Annotated in this window: 28 protein-coding genes and 1 pseudogene; 24 read left to right on the plus strand and 5 right to left on the minus strand. The window is 55.9% G+C overall.

Annotation, left to right across the window (positions count from 1 at the left end; all coding sequences use genetic code 11):
• The first annotated feature begins 25 nt into the window (after nt 1-25).
• From ABGA49_RS15355 to ABGA49_RS15470, 24 genes and pseudogenes are all read left to right on the plus strand, one after another.
• Nucleotides 26-211, plus strand: coding sequence for a hypothetical protein (locus ABGA49_RS15355; protein WP_061493609.1), 186 nt, complete (start codon nt 26-28; stop codon nt 209-211).
• 218 nt (nt 212-429) lie between these two features.
• Nucleotides 430-633: a tail protein X gene (locus tag ABGA49_RS15360; protein WP_347665767.1), complete on the plus strand. Its 204-nt coding sequence runs from the start codon at nt 430-432 to the stop codon at nt 631-633.
• The gene (locus ABGA49_RS15365; protein WP_347665768.1) at nt 624-845 is read left to right on the plus strand and encodes an HP1 family phage holin; all 222 of its coding nucleotides are present in this window, start codon (nt 624-626) and stop codon (nt 843-845) included. The genes ABGA49_RS15360 and ABGA49_RS15365 overlap by 10 nt, the downstream gene beginning before the upstream one ends.
• On the plus strand, nt 829-1338 hold the full coding sequence (locus ABGA49_RS15370) for a lysozyme (RefSeq protein ID WP_061493606.1): 510 nt from the start codon (nt 829-831) through the stop codon (nt 1336-1338). The genes ABGA49_RS15365 and ABGA49_RS15370 overlap by 17 nt, the downstream gene beginning before the upstream one ends.
• A complete protein-coding gene (lysB, locus tag ABGA49_RS15375; protein ID WP_134318826.1) occupies nt 1335-1748 on the plus strand; it encodes an Rz-like lysis system protein LysB in 414 nt (137 codons plus the stop codon). The genes ABGA49_RS15370 and lysB overlap by 4 nt, the downstream gene beginning before the upstream one ends.
• Nucleotides 1648-1917 (plus strand): Rz1-like lysis system protein LysC, encoded by a 270-nt coding sequence (lysC, locus tag ABGA49_RS15380; RefSeq protein WP_082794139.1) that lies wholly within the window; start codon nt 1648-1650, stop codon nt 1915-1917. The genes lysB and lysC overlap by 101 nt, the downstream gene beginning before the upstream one ends.
• The gene (locus ABGA49_RS15385; RefSeq protein ID WP_088236681.1) at nt 1856-2323 is read left to right on the plus strand and encodes a phage tail protein; all 468 of its coding nucleotides are present in this window, start codon (nt 1856-1858) and stop codon (nt 2321-2323) included. The genes lysC and ABGA49_RS15385 overlap by 62 nt, the downstream gene beginning before the upstream one ends.
• Nucleotides 2324-2409: 86 nt before the next feature.
• The gene (locus ABGA49_RS15390) at nt 2410-3045 is read left to right on the plus strand and encodes a phage baseplate assembly protein V (RefSeq protein ID WP_061493603.1); all 636 of its coding nucleotides are present in this window, start codon (nt 2410-2412) and stop codon (nt 3043-3045) included.
• A complete protein-coding gene (locus ABGA49_RS15395) occupies nt 3042-3389 on the plus strand; it encodes a GPW/gp25 family protein (RefSeq protein WP_347665769.1) in 348 nt (115 codons plus the stop codon). Before ABGA49_RS15390 ends, ABGA49_RS15395 begins: the two co-directional genes overlap by 4 nt.
• Nucleotides 3390-3393: 4 nt before the next feature.
• Complete coding sequence (locus tag ABGA49_RS15400) at nt 3394-4302, plus strand: baseplate assembly protein (RefSeq protein WP_061493601.1); 909 nt, start codon at nt 3394-3396, stop codon at nt 4300-4302.
• Complete coding sequence (locus tag ABGA49_RS15405; RefSeq protein WP_347665770.1) at nt 4295-4906, plus strand: phage tail protein I; 612 nt, start codon at nt 4295-4297, stop codon at nt 4904-4906. The genes ABGA49_RS15400 and ABGA49_RS15405 overlap by 8 nt, the downstream gene beginning before the upstream one ends.
• On the plus strand, nt 4903-5937 hold the full coding sequence (locus ABGA49_RS15410) for a phage tail protein (RefSeq protein WP_347665771.1): 1035 nt from the start codon (nt 4903-4905) through the stop codon (nt 5935-5937). Before ABGA49_RS15405 ends, ABGA49_RS15410 begins: the two co-directional genes overlap by 4 nt.
• A gap of 177 nt (nt 5938-6114) precedes the next feature.
• Nucleotides 6115-7188 carry a phage tail protein gene (locus tag ABGA49_RS15415; RefSeq protein ID WP_347665772.1) on the plus strand — a complete coding sequence of 358 codons (1074 nt, stop codon included), beginning with the start codon at nt 6115-6117 and terminating at the stop codon, nt 7186-7188.
• Nucleotides 7188-7784 carry a tail fiber assembly protein gene (locus ABGA49_RS15420; protein WP_061493597.1) on the plus strand — a complete coding sequence of 199 codons (597 nt, stop codon included), beginning with the start codon at nt 7188-7190 and terminating at the stop codon, nt 7782-7784. Before ABGA49_RS15415 ends, ABGA49_RS15420 begins: the two co-directional genes overlap by 1 nt.
• 129 nt (nt 7785-7913) lie before the next feature.
• Nucleotides 7914-8513, plus strand: a pseudogene (locus ABGA49_RS15425) (phage tail protein); the annotation flags it as partial.
• Between the two features lie 737 nt (nt 8514-9250).
• On the plus strand, nt 9251-9448 hold the full coding sequence (locus tag ABGA49_RS15430; RefSeq protein WP_134318821.1) for a hypothetical protein: 198 nt from the start codon (nt 9251-9253) through the stop codon (nt 9446-9448).
• 148 nt (nt 9449-9596) lie between these two features.
• Nucleotides 9597-10778 carry a phage tail sheath protein gene (locus ABGA49_RS15435; RefSeq protein ID WP_061493595.1) on the plus strand — a complete coding sequence of 394 codons (1182 nt, stop codon included), beginning with the start codon at nt 9597-9599 and terminating at the stop codon, nt 10776-10778.
• 12 nt (nt 10779-10790) lie between these two features.
• On the plus strand, nt 10791-11309 hold the full coding sequence (locus ABGA49_RS15440) for a phage major tail tube protein (protein ID WP_061493594.1): 519 nt from the start codon (nt 10791-10793) through the stop codon (nt 11307-11309).
• 62 nt (nt 11310-11371) lie between these two features.
• Nucleotides 11372-11653, plus strand: coding sequence for a phage tail assembly protein (locus tag ABGA49_RS15445; protein WP_347665773.1), 282 nt, complete (start codon nt 11372-11374; stop codon nt 11651-11653).
• Between the two features lie 32 nt (nt 11654-11685).
• Nucleotides 11686-11805 carry a GpE family phage tail protein gene (locus ABGA49_RS15450; RefSeq protein ID WP_061493592.1) on the plus strand — a complete coding sequence of 40 codons (120 nt, stop codon included), beginning with the start codon at nt 11686-11688 and terminating at the stop codon, nt 11803-11805.
• Entirely contained in the window at nt 11798-13528 is a 1731-nt protein-coding gene (locus ABGA49_RS15455; protein ID WP_347665774.1) for a phage tail tape measure protein, read from the plus strand. The genes ABGA49_RS15450 and ABGA49_RS15455 overlap by 8 nt, the downstream gene beginning before the upstream one ends.
• Nucleotides 13529-13530: 2 nt before the next feature.
• Entirely contained in the window at nt 13531-13992 is a 462-nt protein-coding gene (locus ABGA49_RS15460) for a phage tail protein (RefSeq protein ID WP_061493590.1), read from the plus strand.
• Nucleotides 13989-15143 carry a contractile injection system protein, VgrG/Pvc8 family gene (locus ABGA49_RS15465; protein ID WP_347665775.1) on the plus strand — a complete coding sequence of 385 codons (1155 nt, stop codon included), beginning with the start codon at nt 13989-13991 and terminating at the stop codon, nt 15141-15143. The genes ABGA49_RS15460 and ABGA49_RS15465 overlap by 4 nt, the downstream gene beginning before the upstream one ends.
• An 83-nt stretch (nt 15144-15226) precedes the next feature.
• Nucleotides 15227-15421, plus strand: a complete 195-nt coding sequence (locus ABGA49_RS15470; protein ID WP_347665776.1) for a DNA-binding transcriptional regulator — start codon at nt 15227-15229, stop codon at nt 15419-15421.
• Between the two features lie 176 nt (nt 15422-15597).
• Here ABGA49_RS15470 and rplS read toward each other — a convergent pair whose 3' ends face one another.
• The 5 genes from rplS to ffh all read right to left on the minus strand — a co-directional run bounded on the left by rplS (nt 15598) and on the right by ffh (nt 19216).
• Entirely contained in the window at nt 15598-15945 is a 348-nt protein-coding gene (gene rplS / locus ABGA49_RS15475) for a 50S ribosomal protein L19 (RefSeq protein WP_002914145.1), read from the minus strand.
• A 39-nt stretch (nt 15946-15984) separates the two neighbouring features.
• Nucleotides 15985-16758, minus strand: a complete 774-nt coding sequence (trmD, locus tag ABGA49_RS15480) for a tRNA (guanosine(37)-N1)-methyltransferase TrmD (RefSeq protein ID WP_061493587.1) — start codon at nt 16756-16758, stop codon at nt 15985-15987.
• A gap of 30 nt (nt 16759-16788) precedes the next feature.
• Nucleotides 16789-17337, minus strand: coding sequence for a ribosome maturation factor RimM (gene rimM / locus ABGA49_RS15485; RefSeq protein WP_061493586.1), 549 nt, complete (start codon nt 17335-17337; stop codon nt 16789-16791).
• A gap of 18 nt (nt 17338-17355) precedes the next feature.
• Nucleotides 17356-17604, minus strand: coding sequence for a 30S ribosomal protein S16 (gene rpsP, locus ABGA49_RS15490; protein ID WP_061493585.1), 249 nt, complete (start codon nt 17602-17604; stop codon nt 17356-17358).
• A 250-nt stretch (nt 17605-17854) separates the two neighbouring features.
• On the minus strand, nt 17855-19216 hold the full coding sequence (ffh, locus tag ABGA49_RS15495; protein WP_312692643.1) for a signal recognition particle protein: 1362 nt from the start codon (nt 19214-19216) through the stop codon (nt 17855-17857).
• Nucleotides 19217-19294: the final 78 nt, after the last annotated feature.

Raw genomic sequence — 19294 nt, forward strand, 5'->3', positions numbered from 1 at the left:
ACAGTAAAAGCACATGAGGGGATTCATGGTGTCTGAACGTTTCGAAAAATCGCAGTTTAATTGGGCGTGCGTCAAACTGATTACTGATCTGGCGCTACTTCATCGCTGTACCAGGGAAGAGATGGAACTCGCCATGACCATGGTGTCGAACATCGCACACAGCGAAACCCCAGGGGTAGCAGATAAGGAGCTTTTTTACCCCGCCGAATAACGCTCTGCCGCCTTCCTCAGGCAGAGGCATTTACAGCATTGCGCGCCAGCCGCCACCGGTCTGGCGCGCGCTTTTGTTGTTCTCCCCTTTCTGCATCATTACGGCTTTCTCACGTTGTGCCAACGCTTAACCAGCCCTGACAGATGGCGTCTGTCTGCCCCACCCACGACACTTGAAGCTGGAAACACTCCCTCCAGACCGCAAGAGATCCGAACACGATGAATGCAATTACACAACAGGGCGACACCCTCGACATCCTTTGTCTGCGCTATTACGGCCGCACGGAAGGCGTGGTCGAAACCGTACTTCTGGCCAACCCTGGACTGGCGGAACTCGGGGTGATCCTGCCCCATGGCACCCGCGTTGAACTGCCGGAAGTGGCGGTCGCCACGGTGAACGAAACGGTGAACCTATGGGCATGACCATCGAAAAAGTCACCTCGTCGCTGGCGTACTGGATCAGCGTCGCGCTGACGTTTTTTGGCGCGATGACGCCACAAGACTTCGCCGCCTGGTTTGGCGCGCTCGGCGTTGCCGTTACCGTGGTGGTGAACTGGTATTACCGCCGAAAGAGCTATCTGTTTCTCAAATCCTGCGCCACGAGCCAGGAGGTGATCAATGGGCTTACCCGTTAAACGCTGTAGCGCAGCGGTCGTGCTGGCGCTGGCGGCACTGATACCGGACTTCCGCTTACTCCATACCTCGCAGCAAGGGCTGGCGCTGATTGCCGATCTCGAAGGTTGTCGGCTGCGCCCTTATCAGTGCAGCGCTGGCGTCTGGACGTCCGGTATTGGCCATACCGCCGGCGTCACGCCGAAACGCGATATCACGGAAAAAGAGGCGGCGGTCAACCTGGTCGCCGATGTCCTGCATGTTGAGCGTCGACTGTCGGAGTGCGTAACGGTAGCGATGCCGCCGCAGGTCTACGACGCGGTGATCAGCTTTGCGTTTAACGTCGGTACCGGTGCCGCCTGCCGCTCAACGCTGGCGTTTTTCCTCAATAAAAAACAGTGGCAACAGGCCTGCGATCAGCTGCCACGCTGGGTGTTTATCGACGGTGTGCGCAATACCGGGCTGGAAAATCGCCGCCAGCGTGAACGCGCCTTATGTCTCCAGGGGACGTTATGAAAACCTGGCTAATTGCCCTGCTGTTGGGCGTCTGCGGCCTGCTGTGGCTGTTGCAGCAAAACCACACGCTGCGCACGTCGCTGGCACAGTCCCGCCAGCTAACCCAGGCGCAAAACAGCGCTATCGCACAACTGAACGCGCAGCTTACCGCCTCACGCGAACTGGCGGACAGCAACGAGCAGGCGCAGGTGGCGCTGCGCCAGCAACTGGATTCCGCCAGTGCGCAGGCGGTGCAGCGCGAACAGGCTATTACGAGGTTAATCAATGAAAACGATGCGTTTCGCCGCTGGTACAGCGCTGAGCTGCCTGATGCTGTGCGCCGGGTGCACCAGCGCCCCGCCTGCGCCTCTGCCGGTCACTGTTTACAACCGTTGCCCGCAGGTCAGTCTGTGCCCGATGCCAGCAAGTAATCCCCAAACCAACGGCGACTTAAGCGCCGATATTCGACGGCTTGAGCGCGCGCTGGAACAGTGCGCGTTACAGGTCGAAACCGTTAAACACTGCCAGGATGAGATAAATGCTAAAACCCGATACGCTGCGCAAAGCCCTGATGGACGCCGTCCCGGCCCTGCGCACTAACCCTGCCATGCTGCGACTGTGGGTGGATAAAGGCAGAAATATTGCCACCCTCTCCCACTCACTGTCGTTTGAAAAACAGTTCAGTCTGAATGTCGCCGTCAGTGGTTTTTCCGGCGATATCGACACGATCTTCGTGCCGGTGATGCTGTGGCTACGCGACAACCAGCCCGATATCCTCACCGTGGAAGCCGGGCAGCAAGCCTGTTTTAGCTGGACGCTGGTTACCAATAGCGACAGTACGCAGGATCTGGCCCTCACGCTGCAACTGACGGAACGCACACAGGTGAAGGAAGTGGATGGCGCGCTGTATGCCGAAACGCTGCCGGAGCCGTTGCCGCCGGCGTTGGTGACCCGCCCGAAAGAGCTGTATGTTCACGGCGAGCTGCTCAGCAGCTGGTCCTCCTGATAACCCATTGCTCCCTGGCGTTGTGCCAAAACCCGGACAGCGTTGTCCGTTTTCCAAAGCCGGGGGCGCATAGCATCATTTCGCGTATGAATACACAACTCTCGCTCCAGGAAATGGCCCGCGCGCTGCGCAATATGATCCGCACCGGGATTATCGTCGAAACCGACCTTAACACCGGGCGTTGTCGTGTGCAGACAGGCGGCCTTGTTACTCAGTGGCTGCAGTGGTTAACCCACCGCGCCGGTCAATCACGTACGTGGTGGGCGCCTTCCGTCGGCGAGCAGGTGTTAGTGCTGGCGGTCGGTGGCGAACTCGACACCGCATTTGTTCTGCCCGGGATCTATTCCGACGATCGCCCGGCACCGTCCACTTCGGCGGATGCCTGGCATGTTGCCTTCCCGGATGGCGCAGTAGTTGAGTACGAACCCCAAACCAGCGCCCTGAAAGTCAGCGGCATCAAAACCGCCGAGATCAGCGCCTCACAATCCATTACCGCCAGCGTGCCGGAAGTGTTAGTGAAGGCTTCCACCCGCGTCACGCTGGATACCCCGGAAGTGGTCTGCACCAATAAGCTCATCACCGGCACGCTGGAGGTAAAAAGCGGCGGCACGATGCGCGGCAATATCGAGCACAGCGGCGGTTCGCTGTCGTCCAACGGCAAAGTGCTGCATACCCATCAACACCCTGGCGACAGCGGCGGTACAACAGGAGCACCTCTATGACAGTTCGTTACAGCGGGTTAAACCGCACCACCGGCGCGAGCCTGACCGACACTGCGCATATCCGCCAGAGCATCAGCGACATCCTGCGTACGCCGATTGGCTCGCGGGTGATGCGCCGCGACTACGGCTCGCAATTGTTTGAGATGATCGACCAGCCGCAAACCCCGGCGCTGGTACTGCAAATTCAGGCGGCGTGCTATATGGCGCTGCTGAAATGGGAGCCGCGCATCCGCGTCAGCGCGGTGACCGTTGAGCGCCAGTTCGACGGCAAAATGATTGTCAACCTGACCGGCCAGCTTGCCAGCACCGGTGAATCCCTTTCGTTAACCCTTCCTGTGAGTTAAAACCATGCCGATTATCGATCTGAGCCAGCTTCCTGCGCCGGACGTGGTCGAGGAGCTGAATTACGAAACTATCCTCGATGCGCGTAAAGCAACGCTGATTTCCCTGTTTCCAACGGATGAGCAAGAGGCAATCGCCCGTACGCTGGCGCTGGAATCTGAGCCGTTGACCAAGTTTCTTGAAGAGAACGCCTACCGCGAAGTGATGTGGCGCCAGCGCGTCAACGAAGCCGCACGCGCGGTGATGCTGGCCTACGCCGCCGGGAATGACCTCGATGTGGTTGCCGCCAACAGCAACACCGCGCGTCTGACCATCACCCCGGCGGATGACAGCACCCTTCCGCCGACCGCCGCCGTGATGGAGTCCGATAAGGATCTGCGTCTGCGCGCGCAGCAGGCGTTTGAAGGATTAAGCGTCGCCGGGCCGGTGGGTGCGTATGAATACCACGGGCGCAGCGCCGACGGACGGGTGGCGGATATCTCCGTGGTCAGTCCGAATCCGGCGTATATCACCGTGTCGGTGCTCTCCCGCGAAGGCGATGGCAGCGCCAGCGACGAACTGGTCGCCATCGTCGATAAAGCCCTAAACGCGGAAGATGTGCGCCCGGTGGGTGATCGCGTGACGGTGCAAAGCGCACAGATTGTGCCGTACCAGATTAACGCCACGCTCTATTTCTACCCGGGACCGGAATCCGAACCGATTCGCCAGGCCGCCGAAGCGCAACTGAAAGCCTATATCAATGCCCAGCGCCGACTTGGCCGCGACATTCGCCAGTCGGCGATTTATGCCGCCCTGCATGTTGAAGGCGTGCAGCGTGTCGAGCTGAGCGCCCCGCAAAGCGATCTGGTGCTCGACAAACATCAGGCGTCGTATTGCACCGCGTGGAGCATTCAGGCCGGAGGTACCGATGAATGATGACCGCCTGTTACCGGTTGGCTCCTCAGGGCTTGAGGTAGCGGCAACCACAGCGGCGGCGCAAATCGAACGTGTGCCGGTGCCGCTGCGTACCTTGTGGGACCCGCAAAAATGCCCGGCGGAGCTGCTGCCTTACCTGGCGTGGGCGATGTCGGTCGATCGCTGGGATTACACCTGGCCGGAAGCCACCAAACGCAACGTGATTGCCGCCTCTTTTTATGTTCATCAGCACAAGGGCACACTCAGCGCCCTGCACCGTGTTGTCGAACCGCTCGGTTTTCTGATTGAGCTGCGCGAGTGGTGGCAGGACAACGCCGAGCCTGGCACTTTTAAGCTGGTGATTGGCGTGCAGGATCACGGCATCACCGAGGCGATGTACGAGGAGCTGGAGCGGTTGATTGATGACGCCAAACCCGCGAGCCGCCATCTCACCAGCCTGAATATTAGCCTGAGTACGCAGGGTGAGTTTTATGTCGGTGCGGGCTGTTACCTGGGTGAAGAGCTGACGGTTTACCCCTACGCGCCGGAAGAGATTGTTGTTGGCGGTGAGAGCTTCCCGGCTTCCGCTGTTCATTTGATTGATGACCTGAGAGTTAACCCATGACCACCAAATATTTTGCCATTCTGACCAACCTGGGGGCGGCGAAACTGGCGAACGCTACCGCGCTTGGCCGTCAGCTCAAACTGACGCAAATGGCGGTCGGCGATGCTAACGGCGCATTACCCACGCCGGATGCCGCGCAAACCGCATTGATTAACCAGAAACGTATTGCGCCACTGAATACGCTGACTCTCGATCCCGGCAATGCCAGTCAGATCATTGCCGAACAGGTGATTCCGGAAACCGAGGGCGGTTTCTGGATCCGCGAAATCGGTCTGTATGATGATGAGGGCTCGCTGGTTGCCGTCGCTAACTGCCCGGAGACCTATAAACCGCAGATGCAGGAAGGCAGCGGGCGCACGCAAATTGTGCGCATGCTATTGGCGGTATCGTCGCCGTCGTCGGTGACGCTGACCATTGACCCGGCGGTGGTGCTGGCCACGCGTAACTATGTGGATGATAAAGTCATTGAGGTGAAAGCCTATGCAGACAGCCTGCTGGCGAATCACCTGGCTGCTGCCAACCCGCATCCGCAATACGTGAAAGTGGCGGATATCGCCTACTACACGCCGATTGGCGTGCCGGTGCCTTACCCTGCGGCAATGCCGCCTGACGGCTGGCTGTTGTGCAATGGCGCGGCATTTGATAAAGCCACCTGGCCTGGGCTGGCAGCGGTGTACCCGTCTGGCGTGTTGCCTGATCTGCGCGGCGAGTTTATTCGCGGCTGGGATAATGGGCGCAAGGTGGATACCGACCGGGTGCTGTTAAGCGCACAGGGAGATGCCATTCGCAATATCACTGGCTCAATAATTGCCTATCAATCAGGTTCTAACGGCGTGGTAATTCCAACTGGTGTCAGCGGCGCACTGGCCACTTTTAACTCTGGCACCAATAACACGATCACGCCTGTGCCCCAGTCCGTATCTCCAACCACTAACTATGGTGTCAGATTTGATGCGTCGCTCGTTGTGCCAACATCAACTGAAAACCGCCCACGCAACATTGCTTTTAACTATATCGTCCGGGCAGCGTAATGCCCGTATTGCCATTCTGTTAAACACAGCGCCATCTGGCGCTTTTTTTTATTCCTCGTCGTTGTGTCAGCCCGTAATAAACCCGGTTAAATGGTGTTCGTCTGTGGCTGAACGGAAAATAACGCCTGTCTTAACCGCGATGTTTCATTCATCCACAAACAACCAGAGAGTTAACGCATGTCCGCAAAATATTTTGCCATTCTGACCAGTCAGGGTGCAGCGAAGCTGGCGAACGCAACGGCGCTAGGCACAAAACTTACTCTTACGCAGATGGCGATCGGCGATGCCAACGGCGTGTTGCCGACCCCCGATGCTTCGCAAACGAAACTGATTAACCAGAAACGTATTGCGCCGCTGAACCGGCTTTCTGTTGACCCCAGCAATGCCAACCAGATTATTGCCGAGCAGGTGATTCCTGAAACCGAAGGGGGTTACTGGATCCGCGAAATCGGCCTGTATGATGACGACGGCGTGCTGATTGCCATTGCCAACTGCCCGGAAACCTATAAGCCGCAGATGCAGGAAGGCAGCGGGCGTACGCAGACGATTCGCATGGTGGTGGTGGTCTCGTCAACGGCGGCGGTCACCCTCAAAATTGACCCGTCGGTGGTGCTGGCCACACGCCAGTACGCTGACGACCTGATGAATAATCATATTAAGGCCAGCACCCCGCACACTCAGTATGCGCCGCTTGCCAGCCCGGTATTCACCGGCGCGCCGACCGTGCCCAATACTTCTGTCAGCAACTACGGGCAGCAAATCGCCAACACCAAATATGTGCGTGATGTTATCGCCGATTATGACGGCATTCTTCCTGTCGGCGCGCCTGTCGCCTGGCCGCAGGCAACACCGCCGGGCGGTTGGTTCAAGTGCAACGGTGCCACGTTCGATAAAGTGCAATTCCCAAGGCTGGCTGCAGCCTACCCTTCTGGCGTACTGCCGGATCTACGTGGGGAATTTCTTCGTGGCTGGGATGATGGACGTGGGGTAGATGCAGGAAGAGCGTTATTAACTGCACAAGGAGACGCTATCCGCAACCTGGTGGGGTCGATTCCTTGTGTTGCCCCCTACGGATTCGAGCAACATGTCAGCGGGATTTTATACGGAATGGGAATGCCACAAGGCGGGGGATCGTCAGAAACCCTGGCTAACGGATATGGAATTGGTGTTAACGCCTCACTCTCCGTCCCTACCGCGGCAGAAAACCGACCGCGCAACATTGCATTTAATTACATCGTGAGGGCTCAATAATGTCGCAAGCAACGCTGAACCAGAACCTGATTGCCACCGCTGCCGGGGAGATCACTGTCTATAACTTTGATGGTGAGACACGCGAATACTACTCTACGTCGGTAGAGTACCTGGCGATTGGCGTGGGTATTCCCGGCAATTCGACCGTTGAACCACCGCTGGCGGCGAAAAACGGTTTCGCGGTGTGCTGCGCGACCGATGGCCGCAGTTGGCAATACGTTGCCGATCATCGCGGCGAAACCGTTTATAATCTCGAAAGCGGTGAAAAAACGTCTATTACCACGCTGGGTGATTACCCGGCGAACGTGACCACGCTTGCCCCGGCAACGCCGTACGATAAGTGGAACGGCAGCACCTGGGTCACCGACAGCGCCGCACAGCATGCCGCGCAAATAGCCAGCGCAGAGCAGAAAAAAACGCAGTTGCTGAATGAAGCGAAAAACACCATCAGCCTGTGGCAGACGGCCCTGCAACTGGGTCGCATTAGCGATGCTAATAAAGCGCGGCTGATCGCCTGGATGGATTATATTGATGCCGTGCAGGCAATGGATAGCGCGCAGGCACCGGATATCAGCTGGCCTGTGCAACCGGCATAATACGCAACGGGCTTCGGCCCGTTTTTTATGCCGGGTTGTACCAGACCGCAGCCAACCCCGACCGATAGCCCCCTCCCACATCTGCACCGGACAATGTCGTTTACTTATCCGATAACCGAGAGTGAACGCATGACTGCGAAATATTATGCCATTCTGACCAATCAGGGAGCAGCGAAGCTGGCGGCCGCCACGGCGCAAGGCACCCGGCTTAACATTACCCGCATGGCAGTTGGCGACGGTAATGGCACGCTGCCCTCACCGAACGCCACGCAAACCAGCCTGGTGAACCAGAAACGCATCGGTGCACTGAATGTGCTGATGGTGGATAGCATCAACAGTAACCAGATTATCGCCGAGCAAATTATTCCGGAAAATGAAGGCGGCTTCTGGATCCGCGAAATGGGTCTCTACGACGATGCTGGGGTACTGGTGGCCGTGGCGAACTGCCCGGAAACCTATAAACCGCAACTGGATGAGGGCAGTGGCCGCACGCAAACCATCCGCATGGTGCTGACGATTTCGAATACGTCGGCCATCACCTTAAAAGTGGATGCCACGGTGGCGCTCGCCAGTCGTCAGTACGTGGACGACCACCTTAGCGATCATATTAAAGCCCCCAACCCGCACAGCCAGTATTTGCAAATTTCCCAGTCGCTGAAAGAGATAGCCGATTCGGGTCCCGCAGCCGTCGCTGCGGCGGTTAAAAACCTGGGTTTAAAAGAAGCGGCTAATGGCGTGAGTGTAGTGGGACAATCCCGCAATGCAAGAATGTACATCAACGCAGTGTCAGCATCAGCAATCTTCACTGCAGATGAACTTGTTGTGGCAACAGTATTGGGAGGAAAAAATTATCGCCTCGCAAACATCAAAAAAACGATTGATCTGACCAGCAATGGTGCAGGTGGAATGGATGCTGGAGCGGCACCAGTTAGTGGTTTTGTTGCTTTGTATGCAATATACAACCCAACCACAGACACTTCGGCGCTACTTTCTGTAAACGCAACATCTGTTGTTGCGCCCGAAGTCTATGGTGGTACAAACATGCCTGCCGGGTACACTGCATCCGCCCTCGTTGCCGTTCTACCTGTGGTTTCGTCTCAGTTTTCAATATGTGGTGTACAGGGCCGTTCCGTGGTCATACCGCCAACAACAACATTAAGTGGTTCAGTAGCGCCTAACACAGCTATTTCGCAAACGATGGCTGCCGTTCCATTGAATACGGTTGCTGTAGATTTATCGGTTTCAATCGGGCTGGTTAATGTGGATACGACGGGGGTTTTTGTTATCGGAAGTTCAAGCAACTTACTCGGTTCTCGTCGGTTTTCTGTTGGTTCATCATTAACAGGGGGGACAGTTAGCCAGAGCAGTAATACAACTGTGCCCGTAATCGCGAACACACGTACATTTTATTGGCAGGTTTCAGCCGCAAGCCTCACATATAACGTTGGGATCCAAGGATATCAAATATGACTAATAACAGTACCTTCTATGCGAAATTAGGAGAAAACGAGAAGATTCACTACATATCTCTTGGGGAACAACTTGATCCCACTATGTTTCCTGTAGATTACAGCAGCGAGTTATATCGTGAGTTTTACTCGCGAATGCCTGCCTGGGCCCAGAGGGACATCCCTGCTCCATCTGAAAAAGAAGCCGCCGCATAACGCGGCTTTTTTTCATCAGAGAGGAACAGGAAGCTGAATTACCGATGTCTACATCTGTTGTTTCAGCCCAGCCCCAACGCCGATAAATAGCGCCCGACCCCGCCGCCCTGGAGAATAGCACTCACCCCAAAACCACGGAGTTAAACGGATGAGTGACTATCATCATGGCGTCCAGGTCGTCGAAATCAACGACGGCACACGCGTCATTTCCACTGTCTCAACGGCCATTGTCGGCATGGTATGTACCGCCAGCGATGCAGACGCTGAGATGTTCCCCCTTAATGAACCAGTGCTGATCACCAGCGTGCAGAGCGCCATTGCGAAAGCGGGCGTCAAAGGTACGCTCTCCTCTTCTCTGCAAGCCATTGCTGACCAGGCGAAACCGGTCATCGTTGTGGTGCGCGTTGCGGAAGGCACGGGCGACACCGCGCAGGCGCAGACCATTTCCAATATCATCGGCACCACCGATGCAAACGGTAAATACACTGGCCTGAAAGCACTGCTGACCGCTGAAGCGGTAACCGGCGTGAAACCGCGTATTCTTGGCGTTCCGGGTTATGACACCCAGGAAGTCGCCACCGCACTGGCCTCTGTCTGCCAGAAACTGCGCGCCTTCGGCTATGTCAGTGCCTGGGGCTGCAAAACCCTTTCCGATGCAATGAAGTATCGCGAAAACTTCAGCCAGCGTGAGCTGATGGTGATCTGGCCAGATTTCCTCGCCTGGGATACCGTCGCGAACGCGACTTCCACCGCCTACGCCACTGCCCGCGCGCTGGGTCTGCGTGCTTACATCGACCAGTCCGTTGGCTGGCACAAAACCCTGTCCAACGTTGGCGTTAACGGTGTGACCGGCATCAGTACTCCGGTGTTCTGGGATTTGCAGGAATCCGGTACCGACGCGGATCTGCTCAACGCGGCTGGCGTGACCACGCTTATCCGCAAAGACGGTTTCCGCTTCTGGGGCAACCGCACCTGCTCCGATGATCCGCTGTTCCTGTTTGAAAACTACACCCGCACCGCGCAGGTTATCGCCGACACCATGGCCGATGCGCATATGTGGGCGGTGGACAAACCGATCACCGCAACGCTTATCCGCGACATCATCGAAGGCATTAATGCGAAGTTCCGCGAGCTGAAAAGCAACGGGTACATCGTGGATGCCACCTGCTGGTTCGACGAAACCGCCAACGATGCCGTCACCCTGAAAGCCGGGAAACTGTATATCGATTACGACTATACGCCGGTGCCGCCACTGGAAAACCTGACCTTACGCCAGCGCATCACCGATAAGTACCTGGTGAATCTGGTCTCCTCGGTCAACAGCAATTAAGGAACCTGATAAATGGCAATGCCGAGAAAACTGAAATACATGAACGTGTTCCTCAATGGCTACAGCTATCAGGGGATCGCCAAATCCATCACGCTGCCGAAACTGACCCGCAAGCTGGAAAACTACCGCGGCGCAGGCATGAGTGGTGTCGCGCCTGTCGATATGGGGCTGGATGACGACGCCATGTCGATGGAGTGGACGCTGGGCGGTTTCCCGGATACGGCTATCTGGGAACTGTATGGCGCAACCAGCGCAGACGCCGTCCCTGTGCGTTTCGCCGGTTCCTACCAGCGCGACGACACCGGTGAAACGGTGGCAGTCGAAGTGGTCATGCGTGGTCGCCAGAAAGAGATCGACACAGGCGAAAACAAAGTGGGCGAAGACACCGAATCCAAAATCTCCGTCGTTTGCACTTATTTCAAACTGACGATGGATGGCAAGGAACTGGTGGAAATCGACACCGTTAACATGATCGAAAAAGTCAACGGCGTAGACCGCCTCGAGCAGCACCGCCGCAATATCGGCCTGTAATGCGCATCCCGGTCAGCCTCGCTGGCCGGTTCTTCCCCCGCTAATGGAACCACGAGGAACTCATGAGCAACGAAACTGACAACGTCATCACCCTGGAAAACCCGATCACACGCGGCGAACAGAGCATTGCTGTTATTACCCTGATGAAACCGAACGCCGGCACGCTGCGTGGCGTGAGCCTGGCGGCAGTGGCGAATGCCGAAGTGGATGCGCTGATCAAAGTGTTGCCGCGCATTACCTCGCCGTCGCTTACCGAGCAGGAAGTGAGCGCGCTGGACCTGGTGGATATGGTGGCGCTGGCCGGCAAGGTGGTTGGTTTTTTGTCACCGGCTTCGGCACGGTAAGCTTTCCGGCGAACCTGTCGGTTGACGATCTGATGGCGGATATCGCGGTGATTTTTCACTGGCCGCCGTCAGAGCTCTATCCCCTGAGCCTGAGCGAACTCATCACATGGCGCGAAAAAGCGCTGCAGCGAAGCGGAAACACACATGAGTAACAGCGTAAAAATAGAAGACTTGCTCACGGCTGTTGATCAGGCGACGCGCCCGTTTAAAACCTTACAGACCGCGAATGTGTCGCTGTCTGATCAGGTTAAAGAGACGCAGACCACCTTACGCGGCCTGTACAGTCAGGTGGCGCAAATCGACGGTTTTACCCGAACGCAAAGCGCCCTGACTGCCGTCAGCCAGGCGCTGAACGTCGCCAAAGAGAAAACCCGCGCGCTGGCATCTGAACTGAAAAAAGTGGACGAGCCCTCCCGTACGCAAATAAGCGAACTGGAGAAAGCCCGCAGCCGCGTCAGCACCCTGCAACAACAGCATGATGACCTGCGTCAGTCGATGAAAAACCAGCGCCAGGTACTGAGCCAGGCAGGCATCAGCACCCGCGCACCGGCAAGCGCACGGCAGCGTCTGCAAAACAGCATCAACGAGCATACCGGGCAACTGACCACCCAGCGCGATGCGCTGGCGCAGGAGAACCGGCAAAACCGCATGGCGAAAATCAAAGCGGGACAGCAATCCATTCTGGGTATTGCCGGGAACCTCTCCACCGTCGGCAAAACCGGCATGTCGGTTGCTACCACCGGGGTTAACCTCGGCAAAAAACTGCTGCAACCGGGTTACGAAGCGTCGCTGAAAGAGGCACCGGCAGCCACCCCTGCCAGTCCAGCCAACCCCGGCGCGAACGTGGCAACCGCGCAGAGCGGCGGCAATCTCGGCACCGATTTACAAGTGCTGCAAGCGGCGTATCAGTCGCTGAGCGTGGATATTTTCCGCACTCAGGAATCCTCTTTACGCCAGCTGGTACAAACCGCTACTCAGTATCTGGGCCAGCTACAACAGTGGGTACAGAACAACCAGGGACTGGTGCAAACCTTCGGCATGATCGCCACCGTGGTGGTTGGCGTCGCCGGGGCCATTGGCACCGTGGCCAGCGTTATTGCGCCCGTCTTTACGGGCATCAGTACGCTTATCACCATCGCCACCACCCTTGGCAGCGTCTTTACCACCGTGTGTGGCGCTATTGTAGCGGTACTTGGCTCGCTTACCCTGCCCATCATCGGCATCATCGCCGCCATTGCCGGCATAGCGCTGGGCATTTACGCCCTCTGGGAACCGATTAGCGCCTTCTTTGGCGGCGTGGTCGAAGGTATCAAAGCCGGATTAGCCCCACTTGCCGGACTGTTCGCGCCTTTACAGCCCGTTTTCGACGCCATTGGCAACGGCCTGACGTGGATAAAAGACCTGTTTGGCGCGCTGCTCTCCCCGATTACATTCAGTCAGGAAGCACTAGAGAAGTGCGGCAATGCCGGGCAATCCTTTGGCAAGTTTCTGGCCGATGGGCTGATCGGTTGCTTATGGCCGCTGAAATTGCTGATCGACGGCGTCGGCTGGCTGCTGGAGAAACTCGGCATCGTGAACAAGCAACCGGCGATTGCGATCCCCAAACCGCAGGTGGACGCAACAGCGGCGGGGACAACATTCGGTTACGTCCAGCCAACCAGCACAATGCCGGGATTCAACAACTACCAGGCAGCCAGACCCGCAGGCGGTAATTCGTATGTCGACCAGAGCAAAACGGAATATAACGTCACGCTACAGGGCGATATCACCCCCGGTAGCACTAACGAGCGCTACCTGCAGGATCTGTTCCGCCAGGACGCGGCGAACAAACGCAACAGCACCCTTTCGCAATTCTATCCATCAGGAGGGTTTTAATTATGATGCTGGCGCTGGGACTTTTTGTCTTTATGCGGCAAACGCTGCCGTTTCAGAACCTGAACCGCACCTCGACGTTTACCTGGAGCAGCAACGCGCGCGTCGGTAAACGCGCGGCGTATCAGTATATCGGTCCGGGCGAAGATACTCTCGAAATTACCGGCGCGCTCTACCCGGAACTGACCGGCGGCGTGCTGTCGCTGGCGGCCGTGCGTCTGATGGCTGAACAGGGCGGACAATGGCCGCTCATCGACGGCACGGGCATGATTTACGGTGTGTATGTCATCAGCAGCGTCAAAGAGAACGGCTCCGAGTTTTATAGCGACGGCTCGCCGCGCAAAATCAGCTTCACCCTGAATTTAACCCGGGTCGACGAGTCGCTGCTCTCCGAGGCAGAAGCGCTTTACACGAAAGGCAGTAAGCTGCTCGACGATGCCACCAAAATGCTGGGGAGTCGCGGATGATTGACGCTCTCGACAACGATCTGACGCGGGGAGATGCCCCCGCGTTTAAGCTGGAGCTGAACCAAAAACCCGCCAGCAGCAGCGCCTCTGCGGCAAAAAACAACACCAGCAAAGACGAAAAAAAAGACATTACCGCCAGGCTCGCCCCGCGATTAATCGCGCTCACGGTCACGGACAACCGCGGTTTTGAAGCTGACACGCTGACACTGACGCTGGATGACAGCGACGGCAAAATCGAGATGCCAGAGCGCAACGCGCAGGTTAACGTCTCGATTGGCCGACAGGGCTCGGTACTGACCGATATGGGAAGTTTCATTATCGACCAGGTCACGCACCGGGGCACGCCGGATCAACTGGTGATTACCGGGCGCAGCGTCGATTTTCGCAATGACATGAATACCCCAAAAGAGTGGTCATGGCATGACACAACGCTTGGCGAGATTGTGAAAGATATTGCCTGGCGCAATTCGCTGAGCGCCAGCGTCTCGCCGGCGTTGGCCGGTATTACGATAGCGCATATTGACCAGTCCAAAGAGAGCGACATCGCCTTTCTCACCCGGCTGGCTATCCGCAACGGTGCTGAAATCGCCGTAAAATCGGGCGTACTGATTTTTCTTGTGCCGGGTAAATGCGTACGAGGCGGTAAGGCCATCCCAACGGTGACCATCAGCCGTAGCGATGGCGATGCTCATACGTTTGATTTGGCCGATCGGACAGCATACGGCAGTGTCATCGCTCGCTGGCAGGATACGAAAACGCCGCAGAAACAGGTGAAACAGGTAAAACTGACGCGCAAAAGCGCCGGCACGCAGCAGGCAACAAAGGATTACCTCGCCGGTTCACGCGAGAATGTCAGCATCCTGCAAAACATGTTCGCCTCCAAAGATGAAGCCATCCGTGCGGCAGAAGCGGAATGGCAACAACGTCAGAGAAATGCAGCGCAATTTAGCCTGACTCTCGCGCAAGGACGGGCCGACATCGCGCCGGAAACGCCTGTCCGGTTATCGGGTTTTAAGGATGTGATCAATAAAACGCCATGGGTGATCAAAAAAGTGACTCATGGCATTGATAAAAAAGGTTTTATTACAAAACTGGAGCTGGAAGCCGACATCCGAAACGTGGAGTACGACATGGAGGAATCCGGCGCCTGAAAACGTCAAATGCAATTGTTAACTTGCATTTGCGAGTTAATGGTATATTATTACTGGCATAAACACGCTGGAGAAATCACAAAATGATGCATTGCCCGTTATGCCAGGAAGCGGCTCATGCGCGTTCAAGCCGCTATCTCAGTACCGAAACCAAAGAACGCTACCACCAGTGCCAGAACATCAACTGCGGCTGCACCTTCGTGACCCACGAATCGTTGGCACGCTACATTGTCCGTCCTGGCGCGACACAAGCCGCACCGCCCCACAGTGCGCGGTAATACCGGCAATATCCCATCCCAAAGCCTGCGCAAGCAGGCTTTTTTTTGCCTGCCATTCAGTGCCGCCAGTGGCGATCCTCTGCCGCCATTCTGCCGCCATCGCCAATAAAAAAGGGGCTGGCATTACGCCAACCCCTTGTTTTACACTAACTTTTCGGATGTCGCGAAAGCGATCCTTAGTTAAGACGCTCTTTAATACGAGCAGACTTACCGGTACGCTCACGCAGGTAGTACAGTTTAGCTTTACGAACAGCACCACGACGTTTAACAGCAATGCTGTCAACTACCGGAGAGTGAGTCTGGAAGACACGCTCAACGCCTTCGCCGTTGGAAATTTTACGAACAGTGAATGCAGAGTGCAGACCGCGGTTACGAATAGCGATAACCACGCCCTCGAATGCCTGCAGACGTTTTTTGGAACCTTCAACAACCCATACTTTCACTTCCACGGTATCGCCCGGACGGAAGGAAGGTACGTCCTGCTTCATCTGCTCTTGTTCAAGTTGCTTAATAATGTTGCTCATAATTTAATCTCTTATCCTGGGTAAACTGATATTGGGGGCTTACGCCGTCCCATCATGTTTCTGTTGCAGTTGCTGTTTTGCGTGTTCGCTTTGGAACTCCGCCAGCAACCTTGCTTGCTCTTCAGTCAGAGCCAGGTTTTCCAGAAGTTCAGGTCTTCTAAGCCAGGTGCGGCCCAGCGACTGTTTCAAACGCCAGCGACGTATCTCAGCATGGTTCCCCGACAGTAACACCGCCGGTACTTCCATCCCTTCTAACACTTCAGGCCGGGTATAGTGTGGGCAGTCCAGCAACCCGTCAGCAAAGGAATCTTCCGTTGCTGAAGCCTCATGTCCCAGTACGCCCGGAATAAACCGGGAAACTGAGTCAATCAGCGTCATCGCTGGTAACTCACCACCGCTGAGAACGTAATCGCCGATAGACCATTCTTCGTCGATCTCGGTTTGAATTACGCGCTCATCTATCCCTTCGTAGCGACCGCACACCAGAATCAGTTTCTGATTGGTAGCCAGTTCACTCACGCCCGCTTGATCAAGCTTGCGTCCCTGAGGCGACAGATAAATCACTTTGGCGCCTTCACCCGCCGCGGTTTTTGCTGCATGAATAGCGTCCCGCAAAGGGTTCACCATCATTAGCATCCCCGGTCCGCCGCCGTAAGGACGATCGTCCACGGTACGGTGCCGGTCGTGAGCGAAGTCACGCGGACTCCAGCTCTGGATGCTCAGCAGGCCATTTTTTACTGCCCGGCCAGTTACCCCGTAGTCGGTAATCGCGCGGAACATTTCAGGAAACAGGCTAATTATGCCAATCCACATAGCGCCGTCTTTTACCGTATATCCGGAGGTTTAAAAACCAGGATCCCAATCTACTTCAATGGTTTGAGTAGTGAGATCGACTTTCTTGATAACCTGCCCATCGAGGAACGGAACCAACCGCTCCTTGATACCAAATGCATCTTTCAGGTTTGCTTTGATGACGAGAACGTCATTAGACCCGGTTTCCATCATATCGACGACTTTACCGAGGCTGTAACCTTCCGTAGTCACTACCTGGCAACCCATAAGGTCTTTCCAGTAATAGTCACCCTCTTCCAGTTCCGGCAACTGCGTGGAATCAACGACAATTTCGCAATTAGTCAGCAGATTCGCCGCATCTCTGTCATCAACACCTTTCAGTTTGATGACGATATCCTGATTGTGGTAGCGCCAGCTTTCCAGCTCAATGCTCTGCCACTGACCCGCCTTCTGAATAAACCAGGGCTGATAGTCAAAAATGCTTTCGGCGTCTTCGGTGGAGGAAAACACTCTGAGCCAACCACGAATTCCGTAAGAAGAACCCAGTTTGCCAACGATAATTGGCTCAACAGGCGTCTGTGCGGTTTGTTGCTTGCTCATCATGACCACCGTGACAGATTAAGCTGCTTTCTGTACTTCTTTGATCAGCGCGGAAACGCGATCGGAAACGGTAGCGCCCTGGCCAACCCAGTGCTGAATACGATCCAGATCCAGGCGGGTGCCTTCTTCTTTCTCGGAAGCGATCGGGTTGAAGAAACCAACGCGCTCAATGAAGCGACCGTTGCGTGCATTACGGCTGTCGGTGACAACAACCTGGTAGAACGGACGCTTTTTAGCGCCGTGACGTGCTAAACGAATAGTTACCATAACATCCTCTTGTGTGAATAAAACACCAGGCCCCATCGAGGAACGGAGCCCGGTGTCATATTAAAAGCCCGAAAATTTTACTCATTTTTTGCTAAAAAGCAATCGACAGTTATGAAACTGTGAGGTCTGAGGCCGTCGGCGTTGCAGCCAATTTGACATCGGCGTGTGCGCAGTCACCGGAGCGTACACGCAGTACGTGAGCATGTTGAGCACACCCCGGCAGCAAAATGGCAAAGAAGATAGCCCGATATTATCTACCCGGGAAGCCGGGCGGCATCATCCCTTTCATCCCGCGCATCATTTTCGCCATCCCGCCCTTCTTCATCTTCTTCATCATGCGCTGCATGTCGTCGAATTGTTTAAGCAGACGGTTCACATCCTGGACCTGCATACCGCTACCGGCAGCAATACGGCGTTTACGAGAACCTTTGATAATGTCCGGATTAGCGCGCTCTTTTAGCGTCATGGAATTAATAATGGCTTCCATGCGCACCAGCACTTTATCGTCCATTTGCGCTTTAACGTTGTCCGGAATTTGCCCCATGCCAGGCAGCTTGCCCATCAGGCTCGCCATACCGCCCATGTTTTTCATCTGGCGCAACTGCTCAAGGAAATCGGTCAAATCAAAACCGTCGCCTTTCTTCAGTTTATTTGCCAGTTTCTCCGCCTGTGCGCGGTCAACTTTGCTCTCAATATCTTCGATCAGCGACAGCACATCGCCCATACCGAGAATACGGGAAGCAATGCGATCCGGATGGAACGGCTCCAGCGCCTCGGTCTTCTCGCCAACACCAAGGAACTTAATCGGTTTGCCGGTGATATGACGAATCGACAACGCCGCACCACCGCGGGCATCACCATCGACTTTGGTCAGCACAACCCCCGTCAGCGGCAGCGCTTCATTAAAGGCTTTCGCCGTATTTGCCGCATCCTGGCCAGTCATGGCATCGACCACAAACAGCGTTTCCACCGGTTTAATCGCCGCGTGGACCTGTTTGATCTCATCCATCATCGCTTCATCAACGTGTAAACGACCGGCGGTATCCACCAGCAGTACGTCGAAGAACTTCAGCTTCGCTTCTTTCAGCGCCGCGTTAACGATATCCACTGGTTTTTGCGCAACGTCAGAGGGGAAGAACTCCACCCCCACCTGCTGAGCCAGCGTTTCCAACTGTTTGATTGCCGCCGGGCGATAAACGTCCGCAGAAACCACCATCACCTTTTTCTTGTGCTTTTCGCGCAGGAACTTACCGAGTTTACCCACGCTGGTGGTTTTACCGGCCCCTTGCAAACCCGCCATCAGCACGACGGCTGGCGGTTGCGCGGCAAGGTTCAGGCTCTGATTTTCTTCGCCCATCGCCGCAACCAGCTCATTGCGCACGATTTTGACGAACTCCTGCCCTGGGGTCAGACTCTTATTGACTTCATGCCCCACCGCCTTCTCTTTCACGCGGTTGATAAAGTCACGCACGACCGGCAGCGCAACGTCCGCTTCCAGCAGCGCCATACGCACTTCGCGCAGGGTATCTTTGATGTTGTCTTCAGTGAGGCGCCCACGGCCACTGATATTGCGCAGCGTGCGCGACAAACGATCGGTTAAATTATCAAACATGGTCTCTCGCCTGAGGTGATACGATTGGCCGCCAGGGCGACGCATTACAAAAATTTTCCGCAGTATAACATGAACGTC

This window comes from Kosakonia sp. WA-90, from assembly GCF_039871955.1.
GTDB lineage: Bacteria > Pseudomonadota > Gammaproteobacteria > Enterobacterales > Enterobacteriaceae > Kosakonia > Kosakonia oryzendophytica.